At 50.0% G+C, this 19318-nt stretch carries 14 protein-coding genes; 1 reads left to right on the plus strand and 13 read right to left on the minus strand.

From position 1 onward, the window contains the following. Positions 1-44: 44 nt before the first annotated feature. Positions 45-2504: a beta-glucosidase gene (locus tag K0504_RS15655; protein WP_220105095.1), complete on the plus strand. Its 2460-nt coding sequence runs from the start codon at positions 45-47 to the stop codon at positions 2502-2504. Positions 2505-2706: 202 nt separating this feature from the next. Here the strand turns inward: K0504_RS15655 and K0504_RS15660 are convergent, their stop codons facing one another. The 13 genes from K0504_RS15660 to K0504_RS15720 all read right to left on the minus strand — a co-directional run bounded on the left by K0504_RS15660 (position 2707) and on the right by K0504_RS15720 (position 19317). Next, entirely contained in the window at positions 2707-4155 is a 1449-nt protein-coding gene (locus tag K0504_RS15660) for a sigma-54-dependent transcriptional regulator (RefSeq protein WP_220105096.1), read from the minus strand. A gap of 5 nt (positions 4156-4160) precedes the next feature. Then, positions 4161-6935: a PAS domain S-box protein gene (locus K0504_RS15665; protein WP_220105097.1), complete on the minus strand. Its 2775-nt coding sequence runs from the start codon at positions 6933-6935 to the stop codon at positions 4161-4163. A gap of 24 nt (positions 6936-6959) precedes the next feature. Further along, complete coding sequence (locus K0504_RS15670) at positions 6960-7646, minus strand: P-loop NTPase family protein (protein ID WP_220105098.1); 687 nt, start codon at positions 7644-7646, stop codon at positions 6960-6962. After that, positions 7646-9754, minus strand: a complete 2109-nt coding sequence (locus K0504_RS15675) for an SLBB domain-containing protein (protein ID WP_220105099.1) — start codon at positions 9752-9754, stop codon at positions 7646-7648. Before K0504_RS15675 ends, K0504_RS15670 begins: the two co-directional genes overlap by 1 nt. Beyond that, positions 9747-10541: an OmpA family protein gene (locus K0504_RS15680; RefSeq protein WP_220105100.1), complete on the minus strand. Its 795-nt coding sequence runs from the start codon at positions 10539-10541 to the stop codon at positions 9747-9749. Before K0504_RS15680 ends, K0504_RS15675 begins: the two co-directional genes overlap by 8 nt. A 25-nt stretch (positions 10542-10566) precedes the next feature. Further along, positions 10567-10926 carry a hypothetical protein gene (locus tag K0504_RS15685; RefSeq protein WP_220105101.1) on the minus strand — a complete coding sequence of 120 codons (360 nt, stop codon included), beginning with the start codon at positions 10924-10926 and terminating at the stop codon, positions 10567-10569. Between the two features lie 156 nt (positions 10927-11082). After that, positions 11083-12249 carry a glycosyltransferase family 2 protein gene (locus K0504_RS15690; RefSeq protein ID WP_220105102.1) on the minus strand — a complete coding sequence of 389 codons (1167 nt, stop codon included), beginning with the start codon at positions 12247-12249 and terminating at the stop codon, positions 11083-11085. A gap of 14 nt (positions 12250-12263) precedes the next feature. Beyond that, on the minus strand, positions 12264-13355 hold the full coding sequence (locus K0504_RS15695; protein ID WP_220105103.1) for a glycosyltransferase: 1092 nt from the start codon (positions 13353-13355) through the stop codon (positions 12264-12266). A gap of 1 nt (position 13356) precedes the next feature. Next, the gene (locus tag K0504_RS15700; RefSeq protein ID WP_220105104.1) at positions 13357-14796 is read right to left on the minus strand and encodes a GNVR domain-containing protein; all 1440 of its coding nucleotides are present in this window, start codon (positions 14794-14796) and stop codon (positions 13357-13359) included. Positions 14797-14806: 10 nt separating this feature from the next. Next, positions 14807-15973 carry a glycosyltransferase family protein gene (locus K0504_RS15705; protein ID WP_220105105.1) on the minus strand — a complete coding sequence of 389 codons (1167 nt, stop codon included), beginning with the start codon at positions 15971-15973 and terminating at the stop codon, positions 14807-14809. Continuing rightward, on the minus strand, positions 15970-16695 hold the full coding sequence (locus K0504_RS15710; protein WP_220105106.1) for an acyltransferase: 726 nt from the start codon (positions 16693-16695) through the stop codon (positions 15970-15972). The genes K0504_RS15705 and K0504_RS15710 overlap by 4 nt, the downstream gene beginning before the upstream one ends. 248 nt (positions 16696-16943) lie before the next feature. After that, complete coding sequence (locus tag K0504_RS15715; RefSeq protein ID WP_220105107.1) at positions 16944-18326, minus strand: lipopolysaccharide biosynthesis protein; 1383 nt, start codon at positions 18324-18326, stop codon at positions 16944-16946. A 1-nt stretch (position 18327) separates the two neighbouring features. Beyond that, a complete protein-coding gene (locus K0504_RS15720; RefSeq protein WP_220105108.1) occupies positions 18328-19317 on the minus strand; it encodes a glycosyltransferase family 2 protein in 990 nt (329 codons plus the stop codon). Position 19318 lies beyond the last annotated feature (1 nt).

Below are 19318 nucleotides of genomic sequence, written 5' to 3' on the forward strand. Positions count from 1 at the left end.
CAACGCAACACAGCAAGCAACGCAGTAACTTGGGAGTACATTAAATGCAGCATGACAAAAGCGTCGAATCGTTGGTTGACCAAATGAGTCTAGAAGAACAAGTTTCACTCCTATCCGGAGAAGACTTATGGTCACTACCGGCGATCCCTCGTCTGGGGATCAACAAACTTCGCGTGACCGATGGCCCAAACGGCGCGCGTGGCAGCGGTACGTATATTAATGCCACCACCGCAGCAGCTTTTCCCGCAGCAATTAGCTTGGGGGCAACTTGGAATACCGAGTTAGCCCAACAAGTGGGGCAAGCCATCGCCCAAGAAGTGAAGTCGAAGTGCGCTCACGTTTCATTGGCACCAACAGTCAATATTCACCGAACAGCCACCAATGGTCGTAATTTTGAATGTTTTTCAGAAGATCCGGAGCTTACCGCGGCATTAGCCACTGCATACATTAAAGGCCAGCAGAGCGAAGGTGTTGCCTCAACTATCAAGCATTTTGTTGGCAATGAAAGTGAATTCGAGCGAACCACCATCAACTCGGTCATTGATGAACGCACTTTGCGCGAGCTCTACCTTCGTCCGTTTGAAGATGCCGTTAAAAAAGCTGGTGTGTGGGCTGTTATGTCGTCATACAACAAACTCAATGGCTGCTACACGGCCGAAAACCGATGGTTACTGTCCGAGACGCTTCGCAAGGATTGGGGCTTTGACGGTGTCGTCATGTCTGATTGGTATGGTTCGCGTTCTACCGCCCCCACAATCAACGCCGGCCTTGACCTTGAAATGCCAGGGCCGACGCGTGACCGTGGCGCTAAATTGTTAGCAGCAGTAGCTGATGGAGAAGTTAGTCGTGACACGGTCCGCGCAAGCGCAATGGCTATTTTAACGCTCATGAAACGGGTCGGTTCGATTGATGACGAACAGCCCTTTGTTGAGCGAAGCGACGATTTAGAAAGCCATCGGGCGTTAATTCGAAAAGCCGGTGCAGAAGCCACTGTTTTATTAAAAAACCAAGACAACAAACTCCCGCTTGATCTCAATAATTGTGGCACAGTCGCCGTCATTGGGCCCAATGCCAAGGTTGCCCAAATCATGGGTGGCGGCTCAGCTCAGCTAACGCCTCATTATCGCATTTCGCCATGGGATGGTTTAGTTACAAAATTAGGCGAGCAACGTTTGGTCTTTGCCGAAGGCTGCAGTAATTATCGCTGGGAGCCGCTGCATCAGGGCAAAACAACGGTTGCGTTTTACGACAACAAACACTGGGCTGGCGAGCCGGTCTATCAGGAAGTGCTCGATAGTGCCATCGCATTTTGGGATATCGACTTTGCCGATAACAAGGTTTCAAAGTTCAACTTTTCCGCCCGCATTAATACCTCGTTTGACGCCCCTAACACCGGCATCTATAACCTAGGTTTTCATTGTGCTGGCTATGCCAAGGTGTACCTCGATGGCAAGCTAGTACTCGATGCCACCAGTCAATGGCTAAAGGGGCGCACTTTCTTTGAAGAAGGTTGCGATGAAATTGTTGTACAGCTAGCGCTAGAGGCAGGAAAATCATACGACATCGATATTTTATTTTGTAACCGCCAACCCGACAACATTATGGTGTCAGGATGGCGCCTAGGTATTTCTCAGCCATTAGGATCTGAGGGGATTCAACAAGCCGCAAACGCTGCCCGCAATGCCGACACCGCAATTGTATTTATCGGTCGCTCGGGCGAATGGGACACCGAAGGCAGTGATTTAGAAGACATCAGCCTACCCGGCCGCCAAAACGAATTGGTTGAAGCTGTGCTAGAGGCCAACCCTAATACCATCGTGGTGTTGCAAACAGGTGGGCCGGTGGAGTTACCTTGGCTTGAATCGGTACCGGCCGTTCTACAAGCTTGGTACCCCGGACAAGAATGCGGCAACGCAATTGCCGATGTTCTTTTTGGCGATCAGGAGCCCACTGGTCGTTTACCGCAAACCTTCCCACGGTGTTGGTCTGACAACCCAACCCACACCAATTCGCCGCTGAATTACCCTGGAATTGATGGTCAGGTGGAATATGGTGAAGGCTTAGATATTGGTTATCGCCACTATGATAAACACCAAATTAAGCCACTGTTTCCATTTGGCTATGGCTTGAGTTACACCCGCTTCCAACTCTCTGACTTGGTCGTTAACGTCAGCGATCAAAACCGTGTTGATGTGGCTGTGACTATTGAAAACACCGGTCAACGCGAAGGCGCTACCGTTGTTCAGCTGTACACTTCAGAGCTAGCACCAGCACTCGACCGCCCAAGCAAAGAGCTCAAAACATTTGCTAAACCCATCATTGCATCAGGTGAGCGCACAACCCTGAACTTCACGTTGGGATTGAGGGACTTTGCTTATTGCGATGTTGAGCAGGGTGGCTGGCGGATAGATGCTGGTAAATTTATGGTGTCGGTTGGATTCAATGCCGAACAAATAAGTGCTAGCGCAATCATCAACCTAAAGGACGATTTCCAAGGCTACTAGCAGCAAACCTGAACAAAGGTTAATTCGAATGGTTAATGCCGAAAGATAAACAGCATGTGGTTACCGAGTATTGGAACCACATGCGTCACCAAGCACATTCGTCATTGTTGTATCGCACTTATCGCGCCCACTAAGTGCCTCGCCCCGGAAAATGGCATGGCCGTTCCCCACGGCCTCGTTCAATTAAAGGCGCTAACTCGTCCTAATCGGCGGTCGTTTGTTCCCAGCTTTGCTTTTTTCGGTAAATCGTCGATGGGCTCACTTCTAACAATTCAGCCGCTTTAGGAATATTGCCATCGCAATGTTCAATGGCATGTTCAATGGCTTGCTTTTCGGTCAGCCAAAGCGCTTGCAACGGCGATGATAACAACGCTTCGTTAACGTCTGAGGGATCTAAAAGCTCGCTCGGATCGACCAATTCAAATTCAAGGTCACTGTCGTTGCGGGTTTCGCGTTCCGGTAGCAATTCATCTAACTGGTTAATTAGGTTTTGCGGCAAATGATCTACCGCGACCTGCTCAGCATCATTGAGAACACAAATATTGCGGATCACATTTTGCAATTCGCGAACATTGCCAGGCCATCGATAGCGCGTCAGCACCAGCTTGACGTCGGGCGAAAATCGGCGAAATTTTTTCCCTTCATCTTTGGCGTATTGATTAAGCAAAACTTGGGCAACGGCCAGCACATCTTGGCCGCGGTCGCGTAACGGCGGTAAATGAATGGGCACCACATAAAGTCGGTAGTACAAGTCTTCCCGAAATCGCCCTGCTTGCACTTCCTGCCAAGGATCACGGTTGGTCGCACATAAGAAACGAACATCCACGGCTTCTTCGGCACTGCCGCCAACACGTTGAAATCGACCGGTTTGAACGAATCGGAGTAATTTGGTCTGCAGATCCATGTCCATTTCACCGATTTCATCCAAAAACAGCGTGCCGCCATCGGCGAGTGACGCAGCACCTCTTCGTTCACGTTGGGCGCCAGTGAAAGCGCCTTTTACGTGGCCAAAAATTTCACTTTCCATCAGCTCTTTTGGAATGGCTCCGCAATTCAGTGCAACAAATGGTTTATTGGCTCTGGGGCCTTGTTGATGAATTGCTTCAGCGCAGACTTCTTTACCTGTGCCACTTTCACCTGTGATAAACACGGTGGCTTTGCTTGGCGCCACGGCTTCGATCATTTTATATACTTGCTGCATCGGCAAGCTACCGCCAATGAACCCTTGAAAGCTCGAGCGCGACGAGGCTGCTTCATAGCCTTCGACTAAGTTTTGCAAGCGACTGAGCTTCATCGCGTTGCGCACAGTCACTTGTAGCCGAGCACCATCAAATGGCTTTTCTAAAAAATCGATGGCTCCTAAACGCATCGCATCTACGGCAACGTCGATAGAGCCATGCGCTGTGATCATGATAACAACGGGGTCAAAACGTTGGCCGTTTAACCACTGCAGCACATCCAAGCCACTCATGTCGGGCAATTTTAGATCGAGCAATAGAACGCTCGGCGGGTTTTCATTCATCGCCCGAATTGCCGCTTCGCCACTGGCAACACGCGTCAACGTGGCTGATTCTTCGGCCAAATATGCCTGATAAACCGCAGCCAGCGAGTCACTGTCTTCAACCAACAAAATGGAATCATGTTTGCCCATTTGCCCTACTCCTGATTGGTATCGCTATCGCGCGCTAATTTGGCCTGTAATGCCTGCATGGTGTTGTCGAGCATCAACTGTAAACGCGGCTCTAATATGGTGATCTGTTCCTGATCTTGTTGCTTGGCGGCACTTTCAATATCTTTTGCAAGCTGTTGAATCCGAGTTGCACCGAATGTTCCCATGCTGCTCTTCACCGTATGGGCTTCAATTTCTACTTGTTGCCATTGCTCCTTGGCTGCCAAAACTTTTATGGCAAACACCCGTGCTTGCGCTTCTTCTTTCAACGTCACCAGTATGTTGTTAACGGTTGCCAAACTTGTTTCCCGTATCAGGGTGTCCAGCACAGCTTCATCCAACAGCGCAATGGTTTCATAATGAAAGCCTTCGCTGTTATCCAACGCTATGACGGCCGTATCATCTGATCCGAGCTGGACGGGTTGCGGTTCGGGCTTTTGCCACCGCTCTGATCGTTGCGCCGACCAAAGCGCAACTTTGGCCCTCATCGCGGCAATATCAATGGGCTTACTTAGAAAGTCGTCCATCCCTGCTTCTAGGCATGCTTGTTTATCTTCTTTAAATGCATTTGCCGTCATCGCCACAATTGGCGTATCCCTGTTTAAACCTTCTTGCTCACGTAACATTTCGGTTGCCCGCAACCCATTTAATTCAGGCATGGCAACGTCCATCAAGATCAAATCAAAGCGTTGTGTGGCCGCCATTTCTAACGCGACTTTGCCATTTTCAGCTTCCACCACAGTGCTTGCTAGATTAGACAGAATTTGATGGGCAACAGCACGATTTGAAGCACTGTCTTCAACCAATAAAATGCTGATACTCCGAGCAGCGGTGTCGCGCTTTGGCGCTTGCTGTTTGGCCGCTTCGTTAGTTTTTGCTGCCCGCGACTCCAACGGCAACCAGATACTAAATGTGCTGCCAGTACCGGGTTTGCTTTCGAGTTCAATGGTGCCTTGCATCATGTCGACAAGCTGTTTGGTGATGGCAAGACCAAGGCCGGTGCCTGAGCGATCCATGCTGTTGATGTCTTTCAACTGGTAGAACTCATCAAATAGAAACGGCTGCTTAGCCGATTCAATGCCAGGTCCAGTATCAACGACGCTAATACTCATGCCCGAATCATCAAGACTGAGCAAAACGCTTACTTCACCGCGCTGAGTAAATTTAACGGCATTACCAATGAGGTTGAGTAAGATTTGTCGGTAACGAAGCGCATCGCCGTATACTTCCTTGGGCGTGTTCAACGTGCTTTCTAGCGTTAAATCAATTCGTTTCTGCGCGGCACTTGCTTGAAACAAGTCAACCAAGGATTGGGTCACATGGCTTGGGTTGAACCAATCTGGATTCAACGCAAACTGCCCAGCTTCTATGCGAGAAAAATCCAACACGTTGTTGACGATTGCCAGCAGAACATTGCCGGCATCATCGGCTGCGTTAACCAAGTGATGTTGCTGCTGTGTCAGTGACGTTTCTAACAGCAGCCGATTCATATTGACGATGGCATTTAACGGCGTGCGTATTTCGTGGCTCATGGTGGCAAGAAAGCGGCTTTTAGCTTGGCTGGCTAACTCAGCTTCGGTTCTCGCTTGACGCAGCGATTGCTCCACCGCTTTTTGCTCCCGCAAATCGGCAAAATGGGCAACGTAGTGACTGATACTGCCATCTTCTTGCGTCACCGATGAGATGCTGAGTAATTCTGGTAGCAATTCGCCATCTTTGCGGCGATTCATAATTTCGCCCGACCACTTACCGTTTTTAGTCAAGTCCTGCCACATCTGCTGATAGAAGGCGCCATCGTGCTCATGGGACGATAAGATTGGCGGATTTTTGCCAATCACCTCTTGTTCTTCATAACCGGTGATGCGGGTAAATGCCTGATTAACACGCAGGATATTGGCCGAAGCGTCGGTAATAAAAATGGCCTCATTGGCATCAAACGCATGGCCCGCCAAGCGTAGCTCCCGCTCTAACGAGTTCCATTCGCTAATATCCCGCATAAATGCAGTAAAGTGGGTTTCGTTACCAACTTTGACACCATGGATCGCCAACTCACAGGGGAATTCATGACCATCTCGATGCAGAGCCACCAATTCAATGCGCTGCCCTAACACCTTGGCTTCACCGGAATCGCGAAAGCGTTTCATACCTGCGCGGTGCGCATTGCGAAATTTGTCTGGAATAATGTACTCGGCAAGTTCGTGACCAAGCATCTCGTCGCGGCTATAACCAAACATCTGCTCAGCACTTTTATTGAACTCAACCACAAGGCCATTGTGATCAATCACAATCACAGCATCGAGCGCAGAGGAAATCGTCGCCTTCAAAATGCCGCGATGGGTGTCGAGCAATTCAGATAGCTTTTTTTGTACTTCCAACGATGCGTGAAGTTCTTTTTGGGTGGTTTCTAATGACAACGACATTTGATTAAATGCCGCCGCAAAACGTCCTACTTCATCATCTTCGGGAATATCAACTTGTACCCCCGGTCCCTTGTTTTCGATAAGTTGGGCGGTTTTAGTGAGGCGAATTAATTGGTGAGCGAAGCGAGTCGTTAACAGGTTTACCATGAACGCCGTGCAACCAATTCCAGCAATCACCAGAAGTACCAGAACAACCATCAGTTGGTGTGTTTGTTCTGCGGTTACGGGCTGATGATTCAGGTCAGAAAACCAATGGAAACCAAACCCAACCACGGCAGAAAAAAGCAGCGCTTCAACCGCTGTAATGGCGCCAATGATTTTCCAACGAATGCCTAGCTTCATGTAGTATTCCAGCCCGCTAAAAACTTAGTGTCGCAATGAAAGTAGTTGAGAATCCGTGACTTTTGTTGCAAGCCACGTGGTTAGTTTGGGCCAATACTTCGACAATTTTTGCAAATTGCGAATCAACTCAAGCTTTAGCGGCGGATTAAACCGGTCATTAATCACCACACCCAGGATGTTGACCCCATCTTGGCTTAGCTGCTGACAACAGGTTTTTAATTGGCAACTTGCCGTCACCCCCGCCATATAACACAGCACCACACCATCAGCGGCGGCCATCACCCGTGCCGGCGGCAAATTTGATTGATTGTTCAACTGTTGCGCTGCGCAATCAAACAACACTAGATCGTATTGTTCGGCCCATTCTTTTACTAACGCCTCCAATTGACCCGGCTCCTTTAAATTGAGGCGTGTTGCCGCATCAATTGGCGCAGGTAAGCAATGCACAGCATCATGGGTACCGATGCGAGATTCAGGTGGCTGGCCATGTCGCCACTGCCAATTGTCAGCACCGATGCGCGGATGAAATAGATTAAAATCGACAATCAGCACCCGCTTACCAACACTCGCCGCTCGTTTTGCTAGCGCATCGACCATCAGACTAACCCCCTCCCCCGGCTGCGCCGAAGACACTGCCAAGCACCGAACGCCATTGAGCAATAAGCGTTGATAAACACGCTCAACTTCTTGATAGGTAATCGGTAACGCCATTAGATGAACCCCAACAAGGCACTGATACTCACCACCCTAAAAATGTCTTCCAAGCCCTGACGCGCTTTAAACCAGTCACTGTCTTTTTCCGATGGCACATAAACGGTATCGCCTGCGCGCAATACCGGTAGCATGGCGAAATTGCCGGTTTGGCTAAATGCCAGCAAATCGAAAGAACGCGCTTGGTCGCGACAGCAAGATAGATTTACTACGGTGATTTTTTCTGGGTAGCTGTTGTCATTAATACCGCCCGCTTCAGCAAGTAGATCAAGCAACGTCATATCATCGTTAAAGCGGTAACGCCCTGGCTTCCCCACAGCACCTAATACGCGAACGGTTGATTCTTTCGACTCAGCCAGCCAAGGGCGATCTTTTTCTGGAATATAAATCGAGTCCCCTGGGATCACATTTGGCAACAGGTTCTCGTCACCTGTCTCAAAGTACAGCCCTAAATCTAACTTGCTAATCTTTGCCCTTTTGCCATTTCGATGGCTGATCCGCACATTGCTAATATCGGCATTACCATTAGGACCATCTGCTGCCGCTAAAATATCGAGAAAATGCATCTCCGGATCGAAACGATAACGACCCGGTGCGCCAACTTGGCCAAAGACATAAATGGAATCATCCGACGCCTGACGCACCCACTGCGATTTGTTGTCCGACGGATCATCGGGTAACTCAGGCACCATCACCAAACTACCAGCGGCGATAGCTGGCAATTGTTCCCGAACCATTTTGCCTGACAAAAAGTGGTTCAAATTGAATCGGACGGTGTCGGTTTTACCGTCTTCTAAAGCGATCACAATTTGGATGTTGGCAGTGTCAGCATTGCGTTTGGGGCCACCGGCATGGGCAAGTAAATCCATCAGCGACATTTCATCTGACCATTCAAAACGCCCGGGGCGGTTAACTTCGCCCATCACTTGTACCGCGCGATTTGGCGCTACCTTGGTCCACGATTTTTCGTTTAAATCGGTCTTTTCGGGTACGAAGATCGCATCACCGGCAGCGATTTGAGGTAGGTTTGCATTGATCCCCTCGGTATAGGCCAACAAATCAAATGCTTCGATATCGCCGCCCTGTCGGATCACTCGAATCTGTCTGGTTTCTGCAAAACGGGTTGGCCCCCCCGCATTGGCCAATACATCAAGAAATCCAGCGTCATTGTGGCCCTCATAAGCGCCAGGCTTAAACACTTCACCCATCACATAGACGGTGTTGGCGCCGGCTTTAATTTCTTCTTGTTGCTTGGGCACGAATATTGTTGTTCCAGGCTGTAGCTGCGGCATCAGCGCCTCGTTACCGGTATCTAAGTATTGCGTCAGGTTAAACAGCATCGGTTGGCCATCAATAATGACGCGAACCTGCTCCACACTGGCGTAACGTGTGACACCGCCAGCGCGCATCAACATGTCGACGAGCGAGGCGTTCTGCCGAAACGAAAAGCTGCCCGGCTTAAACACCTCGCCGAACACTTTGATTGCTGTTCGCGTTTCAGCAGCATCGCCTTTGTCGTTGAGGGCAACAGGATCGAACACAGTTGCCACATTGCCAATTTTGCTAGACGCCGGCACAAAGATGGTGTCTAACGATTTCAGCTTAGGCAGCGCATTGAGATCGCCACTATCGAGGTATTGTTTGTAATCAAAAACCTGTTGCTCACCAGCGCGGCGCAATTGCATCCGATCCAACTGCGCGCCCGGACGCAAACCGCCCGCTTGCTGTAATGCGATTTGTACGCCGGCGTCCACTTCCATGGTGATCTCTCCGGGCGTTTGTACATAACCCATCACCTGAATGCGGATCCGTTCTGCTGCCACATAGACTTTTAATCCTGATAAATCTCGATACGCCAAACTCAGGGCTTGGGTTACCGCTTGCGCCATTTGTACTTCATCGAGCTCGGCAACAGGCACGGCACCAACTTCGGGGAGCTGTAAGCGGCCAGCCCGATCAACTTCAAAGGGTTGGGTAAAACTAGGTTCACCTGGCATCACAATTTGAATTTGATACCCACTTTGGATGAGCTCGCTGCCAGCCAACACGATCCCTGATGGAAGCATTAGGCACAGCATCAGCCATAAACATTTAGCGTTGTTATTCATGGGTTTCTCCTAACGCATATTGCTCAATTAAATTAATGGTGACTCGTCGGCTTGAATGAAAATCGTCGACTGAGTTGCCCTTGGTGTAAGGCCGAGTTGATGATGCGCCTTGAACTCGAATGCGTTGTTTATCAATACCGTGATCGGTCAGAAATTCTGCCACGGCGCTGGCTCTGGCCAATGACAGCGTTTGGTTGTGACTCGCATTGCCCACCGGATCGGTATGACCGGTAACGAGCATGTCGAGCGGGACTTGTTTCACCATGGGCAACGCGCGTTGCAGTTGATCTTGATAAGCTGGCGTGAGGTTTGACGAATCCGTTTCAAATTGATTGTTGGAATTAAGCAAGGGCAACAGACTTTGCTGCAACTGCGATAATGACAATTGGCCGGCAAAGTTCACCTGACACGCGCCATTAGAGGTGACGGCATCGAGCCGATTCTCAAGCTCAGCCAAAAAATACTGTTGCACTTCTAAGCCGTTGGCAGCATCTTGTTCAAGCCCGCCTTTAAGCTCGCGCATGATTCGCTGCTCGCGCAGTCTTGCCTGTTCAACCGATGCTGGAAAACACAACTCAGCACCTTCGAGCACCAATAAATCGAGCTGGTGTTTACTGATGATTAGTTCAAATCGAAGCCCATGTTCTGGCCCCATGGCTTCTTGTTGGCTTAAATCGAGCAAGCTCAGCAGCAAGCTGTTGTGCTCGGCAAAGCCGCCTGTTCCTTGCTCAGGCCAAGCCGCGCAGCCTTGCGTTAATAAAGCGAAGATGATGAATACAATGCGCATCGTTACAACTCCCTAGCAGCCAACATTAAGCGGCAATTGGCATTGGATCAGAACCGGCTTGAGCAGGCTGATCGGTGACGTATTCAGGGATAACCAGATGGACGCGTAGCAAGTGCACCATACGATGACACTCCCCCGCTAAGCCGTGGGTGAACAATCGACTGCCATTTGCTCGCAACCGTTTTGCCAGTAACAACATTAATGACAACTGCGGTACAGACAGCGTTGATAGATCCGCCATGTGCAAAACGACGCAGCTGTCGCGCTCAAAGGTGGTAATGGAATCAAGCAAACGATCAAGTTGACGCTCGATAGCAACATTGTCATTAACGAGGGAGACATGCAGCTCAGGGTGTGATTGGTAGTGGGTTAGCACGGTAGCCATAATGTTCTACTCCGATATATTACCGATGCAGAACTATTGCGAGGGACGTGCCAATAGGTATTAAAGACTAATTTTCAATTAGTTAGGTCACCAAATCCTGCTATTCAAGAGTTGAATTTGCGGCTTTTTGCAAAATGCGAAACAGGCTAATGGCGTTCAAGCGCGACCCAAGCGGCGCATCACCGATTGCTGTACGTAGCTGATACAGCCGAGCAAACAATTCCAGTGACCTTCGATCAAATAATTCAGGGCTTTTAGAAGTGAAGGCCAGGCGTAAGAAGGATTCAAACGCGGCAACAATGCCAGTGCGATCCCCAAAACTTGTAGCGCCAACAACCCAGCAAACCAAATAGAATTACTTGCCAATAGCGCAGCGCCTACCATACTGGCGAGCACTAAGAATGGGCACAATACCCGCAACGCTTTACCACTAACAAAGGTAAACGCCACGCCCTTGAAGCGAGGTAACAGTAACTGACGGAGGCGAATAAGTTGCTGCAAATTACCCGCGCCAATACGGCGGCGGCGTTTACGATCTAACGCATCACTCGCGTGCTCAAGCTCCAGAGCACAAATGGTTGGCTCGTAAACACCTCGATAGCCCTGCGCAACGATATTCATCGGCAACATAAAATCATCGTTGATGGTGTCGCTTTTCAGGGTACAAAAGGCTTCACGCCGGATCAGGTAGAAGGCGCCATGGGCACCTTGCAGAGCGCCTAAATTGGCCTCGTTTTGGCGTACTTTGCGCTGATACTGCCAATATTTAGCTTCACCATCGGAGCCTGGGTTTAGCAATTGATAACTGCCGCAAACCACGCCGACATCAGTCAGTTGAAAATGACGCGCGGCCATCTTCATGGCATCAACGGAAATAATCGCCGACACATCAGATAACGCCACAATATCTGCAGTGGATGCGGCGATCGCCTCATTAAGTAGCGCGACTTTGCCGCGGTTATTGGCATATTCCGCGACTTCAATAGAAAATTCGCAGAACGGCAGTTGGGTTAATGTCTGGCGTGCAACAGAGACGGTGTCATCGGTGCAGCCATCACATAGCAAACGAATCGACAAGCGCTCCGCCGGATAATCTAAAAAGGCCAACATCCACAGTTTATCGGCCACATAATCTTGTTCGTTATAAGCGGGGATCAACAACTCGATGCGTGGCCACTGCGCAGGTTCGTTTGGTAGTTTCTGAGCTGACGATTCGCTTGCCGATCGTCCTTGACGATCGCCTAACCAAGCTAATAACAGCGGGTATATCACATGGTGATAAGCCACTAAAAACAACGACATTAACGTTATAAATTCAATCATCCTCATCGCCTCAGTTACGCTGCATAGACCCAAGAATTACGTAAACCTGCGTACCGCTTCGCCATTGTTTTGCCGTCTCCTTCGGCGGTCACAAACAATCGCGGATTAACCGCGGAAGGCTTTGCTAACGCTTGTTGTAAACACGCCGCCATTTGTTTCGGCGCGCCGGGCTCAATCAAATGGCCAGACCCTGGGCACAAAGCTTCATGACTGGCGCCGACATTGGTGACAACCGCGGGGATGCCACAGGCTTGGGCTTCGAGCAAAACCAACGACAATCCCTCGTTAAAGGACGGTAAGCAAAACAGATCTAAGGCTTGGTAAAACTGAGGCATTTGTTCAACATTGCCAAGAAAATGAACTCGGTCGTTGATACCCAGTTGTTCGCTCAGCACTTGTAATTCAGTCTTTAGCGAGCCATCGCCGGCAATGGCTAGATGAACGTCAGGGGTTAACTCAGCTACAGCTTGCAGCAATACCGAGTGGCCTTTTTCTGGCTCTAATCTGCCAGCGGCACCTACTAAGGCACAAGTCTGGGGGAGTTGAAGCGCAGCTCTGGCTATCGCTTTGGAGCCCAAACAAAATCGCTCGGTATTAATACCATTTTGAATGACTTGCACATCACCGGTTGATACTCGCAAGTGACGGCTCATATCCTTAGCAACAAGCCTAGCGTCAGCAACTAACTGTGGCCTCACCACGCTCAGCATCAATCGTTGCAAACGGCAACGCTTTTTGTCCTGTAAGTGCCAAGCATCATGTTCGGTGTGAATCAAGCTGCTGATACCACTCAAACGCGCCGCGATTCCGGCATATACCAAGGGTCCGATATGATGTGTATGCACGCTGGCGACGTCAAAAAATCGCATCAAATCCATTAAGCGCTTGATGAGTGATGGCTGCCAACCCGGCTGTTTATCGAGAAACAACAAGTGATCCGCAAACGGCCTTAGTTTGGGCCAATCTAGCAACGCCTGTTTTTTGGTGCCCTCCAACGACACCACATAAGCCACTTCCCCCCGCTCGCGCATGCGGCACAAATCCAACGCCATGGTTTCAATACCACCGGGCTTTAAGTGTTGAACAACTTGAATAAATACACTCATGTTAATGCTCCGTCAGAGGGGGAATTCGGGTAATAACCGCAATGCCCGTTAAGGCTTCAATATCGTTAATGGTGCGGAGTGTTGGATCGCTAAGTTCAAACAGCAGCACCAAGCCGGCGCCGAGCCCTAACCCACCCATCAATCCTGCAATCACAAATAACCACAGCGGTAAGTTCGTTGGTTGGCCGGGCGTAAACGGCCGATCAATAATTTTTATCCGTTCGGATTGCTCAAATTTGCCGAGCGCGCCGGTCACTTTGGCCATTTCGTAACGCTGCAACAGATCTTCATAGAGGCCCCGCTTTACGCGTAAATCGCGCTGTAGCGACAGAAGCTGACGTTCTTGATCGCCAACGGAACCCACCTGCTCTTGCAGCGCGGTGGCTAAATTTTGTAGCTGTTTAACTTCTTCTCTCAGGCCGTTAACGCGTTGCTGCGCATTTTGCAGCGCTTCAAGCTGTACCATCATCAATCCGTCTTGACTGTCTTGTAGCGACAACGCCAACTGCAGCCCTGCTTGCGCCGATGTTGGCTGTTGATCTGCCTCCTTCATGTCATTGCGTTGGCTTAGCGCATTACTTCGCTCCAGTTGTAATTGGCGAATGGTTCGCTGTAGTGCCTGAATTTTTGAATGGTCATCGGTATAGCGCGCTCGGAATGAGACCAACTCGGCCTTGCGACTGATGATTTGCTCTTCAAGTCTCGCCAACACCGGATCCGTGCGGGACAGTTGCTGATCTAATGAACCGAGGCTTTGCTCTGCCCCCGACAATTCGGCTTGCCGTTCAAGTAACTTCTGACGCAAGCGCGACAACCGTTCTGTATTCGCCGAATGCAACTCAGGCAAGCCGTTGGCGTTGTCAGAGCGAAATTGCGCTAATGCCATTTCAGCAAGCTCTAACTGGTCGCGGCTTAACGCCAAATGAGTCGCTAAAAATCGTTCCGATTCGCGTATCGATGAGCGTTCCGGTGCCAATAGGTTTTCAACAAAACGTTGAGTGACTTGTTGTAAGACAGGCTCAATGGACGTGGCATTTTCAGCGCGATACTCAATGCGGATCACATCAGGGCCAATCTGCGTCACGGTTAGCGCATCAGACAGTTGTTGGATCACCCAATCGCGTTCGCCAGCTGTGCTGTTTTGGTCAATCAAATTTTGTGCGATGGCAACTTCCGTCAACATGTGTCGGCTATGCAGCAAGGTCGTTAGCGCATTCATACGCATATCGAGGTTGGCCGACACCGCTAAATCTTCAAGAAATGGATTAAGCTTGGCGGTCTCCTGAATGAGTAGCGTGGTATGAGCGCGATACACTTTCGGTGCTGTCATGCCGACAACTAGACCGATAATTGGCAGCACAAGCGTAGGCATCACCAATAGATATCGGCGCCGCCAAAGCGCATCGAGCCACAAGTAAATTCGGGGTAGTAATTCATTCATCGCAAATCCCTCAACTAACTTGCAGCAAGTGATTGATTTGACGGGCCCGCACATCCCAGCTTTCCGCTGCAACAGCAAGCTGTTGATGGCGCCGCCAACGTTGCGTTACCGGACGTTGGCAACGCGCTAAAGCCAGCTGCCACTGGGCCAACGAACTGGCTTGTTGGACAACATCACGATAAGGCTTAAGGGCTGGGAATGGCGTGCTGATCACCGGTGTACCAGAGGCTAAATACTCACGCAACTTGAGTGGGTTGCAGGCTTTAATTTGGGCGCAATCATGAAACGGTAGCAAGGCTGCTTGCCAATGTTGCACGTGCCCTGGCAGCTGATGATGAGCAACCGCTGGCAATAGTTGAATGTTGCTAACGTTGCGGAGTATCTCTACATCAGTTTCAACATTGCCCATGAGCACGAAATGCCAATTTGGCATGGCTTGCGCCAGCGCTTTAATGAGCGGCAAATCCAACCAGCTCGCAATACTGCCGTAAAACCCGGCAATTAGTTTTTGCGGCGGTAATTGCTCAGGCCGAGGCACCTGTTTTGAAAACAAACGTATATCAACGCCATGGGGCAATAGTTGCACTTGTTTACGGCGCCCAGCCTTTTGTTGCAGTTGCTGCTGAATGGTTTTACTGGCAGCACAAACAGTATTTACACGGCTGATTAACTGCGTTTCACAACGCGCTACGTGGGCGTGGTCAACGCCCGCCAGCGCGCTAAAATCATCACCACAATAATAAAGACTATGACTCTCGCTTTGGCTGCCAAGCCAATCCACAGCGGTCGGTAACGAGATCCACAAATCCAATTGGCGGATATGAAACCGCCGACGTACACGGTTAATTTGCCGGTTCACCAACCAAACGTTGAGCCGACGGAGCAAGGTTGAACGTGCAGCAGGAAACACCAACGGCTGGATCACCGTCATCTTTGTTGGCGTATCGACTGGTTTTGCTTTTGTTTGTGTGCCGCGCCACCAGTTAGCGAGTTTTTCCAACACGCGTAAACCATCTCGCCAACTTAAACGCGGCCTGCGTAAACCAATTGAATTGACCCAAATGATGCGGCGCTGCTCGGCTAACGCTCGCACAATATGTTGCGTACTGCTTGGGTGGCGGCCCCAATCCTCGCCGAATACTAATAAGGCCGTTTGCTTATCGTTGAAGTAGCTCATGCGGCGCCCTCCGACAAACGACGGATGACTCTGGCAGGCACTCCGCCCGCTAACACGCCAGCAGGCAAACTTGTACAGACAACGCTACCGGCGGCAACAACCGTGCCTTCGCCAATACATACGCCCGCCATCACCTTTACGCCAGTTGCCAGCCACACATCCCGTTGCAGCACTATGTCGCCCACTTGCTGTTGCTCGCAAGGTAACCCTTGGGCGCGTTTATTGGCATCTAATGGGTGACCCGGGTAGCCAGCAAGAAAACATTCGCCAGCGATACGAACGTTGTCATGTAATTCCACCCGGCGGCCCACCGCAATAGTGGTTCGCCAGCCAATATCAACATTGTTGCCAACATAAATGACCGGCTCGATATGACGATCACTTCGGCCCGAAAAGGTTGTATGGCCAGATATCCGGCATGAATCGCCAACATACAATTGCAATTTGCCACTGATCAATGGAATGCCAGAATACAGGTATAGACGACAGCAACTTCCCAACACTTTGGCGCGAAACAATGGCGTCCACCAGCACAACCGTAAGCAGGTGTGCAAAGCGCCTATCACTATCTGACGGAGGGTATAACAAGTAGCAAACACCATACGCCAGCGGGGTAACGACACTAGGCGTAATGCTTTCGCATGATTCACTAACGCTTGGAGCGGTTTAGCGTCTGAATGTTTTATCCAGCAACGGGTTTTATCAAGCCATGTTGTCATCATTTGATTCCTCTCAATACGTCTACAACGATAGAGAGCAGGAACCTTGCCAAATCGACAAATAACGCAATTTCAATAGGTTACGCGTTTACAGCCACACATTGACGCTGCTTATTCGCAATCTGCAAATCGGTAAACAGCGTCAGTAACAAAGCGGAACGGGAAAGCGAACTAAACAGCAAATGAGCACGAGGTAGGTTCACACTGGATAGTGTTAGTTACCCAAACCAGATGCACACCATGATTAAAAACTAGTTTAATGCGCTGTTGCGATCTGGGGGGCTGGCATAACGTCTCAGCATTAGCATCATCGTTGTTAATAGCCAGAACGCTGCAATCAACAAACTTATCCAGCTGGGCAGCCATCCCCAACTGGCCAAACACAAGCAGCACATAGTCATGGAAACAACCATCGATAGCATTGGGTAATCGAGTTTAAAAATACGCTGACTCACCCAGCTAAACACCACTAAACGAGTGCCATACACGACGACATTGGCCAACAACAAGCCTTCAATACTCCAGATAGGCACGACCCACATATAGAGCCCAATGGCCATTGCCGCGAATGCGGCATTAATTCGAGGCAACCAAATAGGCCGTTGCTGGGTATAGCAGCCAAAATCAAGAACACTAGTGGCAAGGCGAAACCCCAACATGATTAACAAAGCAGGCAACCAGGCGAGGCCTAAGAGATATTCGGCAGGCAGTAACCAGCGTAGTATTGGCTCAGCGATGGCACATACAATCAGTAGGCTCGCCATCAACAGCACCAGCACGACTTGATGAACAACAACAATGCGCGCTTGACCGGCTTTCGATTGTGCCAACTCATAGCGTTTTGGCCCCCACCACAGCTCAAACACTGCAAAACCGACCGCTATCGCCTCGGTCAATTTGAGCATGATGCCGTAGTGCGCCAACGTCTCGGCACCCAACCAATGGCTGATGACCATGCGATCGAGTCCGTACATCACAAATAGTGCCAGCGATGCGCCAATCAAACTCGATTGATAACTTACGATCTGACCAATTAATTGGCGGCACATTGGCAACCGCCACTGTGTTCGGAGCAGGTACAAACCGATGACAAGCGCGGTCAGATTGGCGGCAACACTAGCCATCAAAATGCCATCAATACCCCAACCTAAAAACAAAGCGGATAGAGTGCCAACGGCTTGGGTTAGGGTTTGCGCCGCAACGACCATGCAGTAATGATCCGCTCTATTTTGAATCCGAAGCCACACTTGAACCGGATACAACATCATCATTAACCAAACACATACCGCAATAAGGCTTCCCTGATACCAGGTGACAGCGTGATAGATTTGTACTGGATTCACGGCAATTAAAGCCAAGCAAGCCAGCGCAACCAACAAGCCATAGCCACTACTTAGTTTGACCGCCGTTGCTAGCAGACCTTGCTTCGAGTCGGCTGCCAACTTAGGTAATGCGCCAGCGCTAATCTCAAACAATGAAGCCAGTGTTAGGGTAATAATGATCAACTCTAGGGTGCCGTATTCGGCAACGGAAAGATAACGAGTGGTGATTGGCAGCAAGATGAAACCCAAGCCTTTTTGCAGCATGGTAAGCGCGCCATACAGCGCAATTTGATGCCAGCTCGTCCGGATCATCTTAGCTTTTACCAAATCTGACGATGGTTTTGAGCCAACTCGTTGCGCCCTGCACTCGTTGCCACATCCACAGGCGCAACAGTTGTTCGCTGCCAACCTTAAAGCACCGCACAAAGTAGTTATCGGCTAGCGCCTCGTGGTGACGATCGAGCCCATACCGAACGATAAGGTGATGGGTGTACAGCCAATAGCCACGTAACTCGTGCCAACTGACCTTAGTGTTTAGCTGTAACATGGCATGGCGGCACAGCGCTAACAACAGTAACTGCTGATGGCTATTTTCCTGCTGCTGCGGCTCTATGCTGACGAGCAAGTCAGTCATGGTTCGCATACGGGCAAACAAGCGTTGGCTGTCTTGCCCCTCGCTGCGACAGATCCCGTTTGGATTAGCACGGTAGATGTAGCCGAGTTGCGCCACTTGATGTATTGCCGACGATGTCATTAAGGCTTTAAGTACAAACACTTCATCTTCGAATAATTGACCGTCAGCAAAGCGAAGTTGCGCCTGATGAATAAGGCGTCGGCTGAATAACTTATTACAAGCAGATGTGTTCTCAACCGCGCTCTTAAATACCAATCGCTCACGGTGCTCACCGCTTTCTAGCGCCATGCCGCAACTAACCACCTCGGCTTGATGCGTCAATGCCGCCCGCACCAAGTGTTCATACATATCGGGAGCAACATAGTCATCGCTATCCACAAAGCCGATGTACTGGCCATTGGCGTGCGCTAATCCTGTATTTCTAGCAGATGCCAATCCTCGATTGCGGTCATGTTCAATGACGATTAAACGGCCATCAAACTGAGCTTGGTAACGGGCCAAAATGGCAGCGCATTGATCGGGGCTGGCGTCATTAACAACCACAATTTCAATGGATGTTAAACTCTGTTTCAATAGGCTTTGTAGGCACTGCACGAGGTATTGTTCGGTGTTATAGACAGGCACAATCACACTGACCAATGGCTTATTTTCGCGGGTAGGAATAGTCATC

This window comes from Neiella holothuriorum, from assembly GCF_019457915.1.
Classification (GTDB): Bacteria; Pseudomonadota; Gammaproteobacteria; order Enterobacterales; family Neiellaceae; genus Neiella; species Neiella holothuriorum.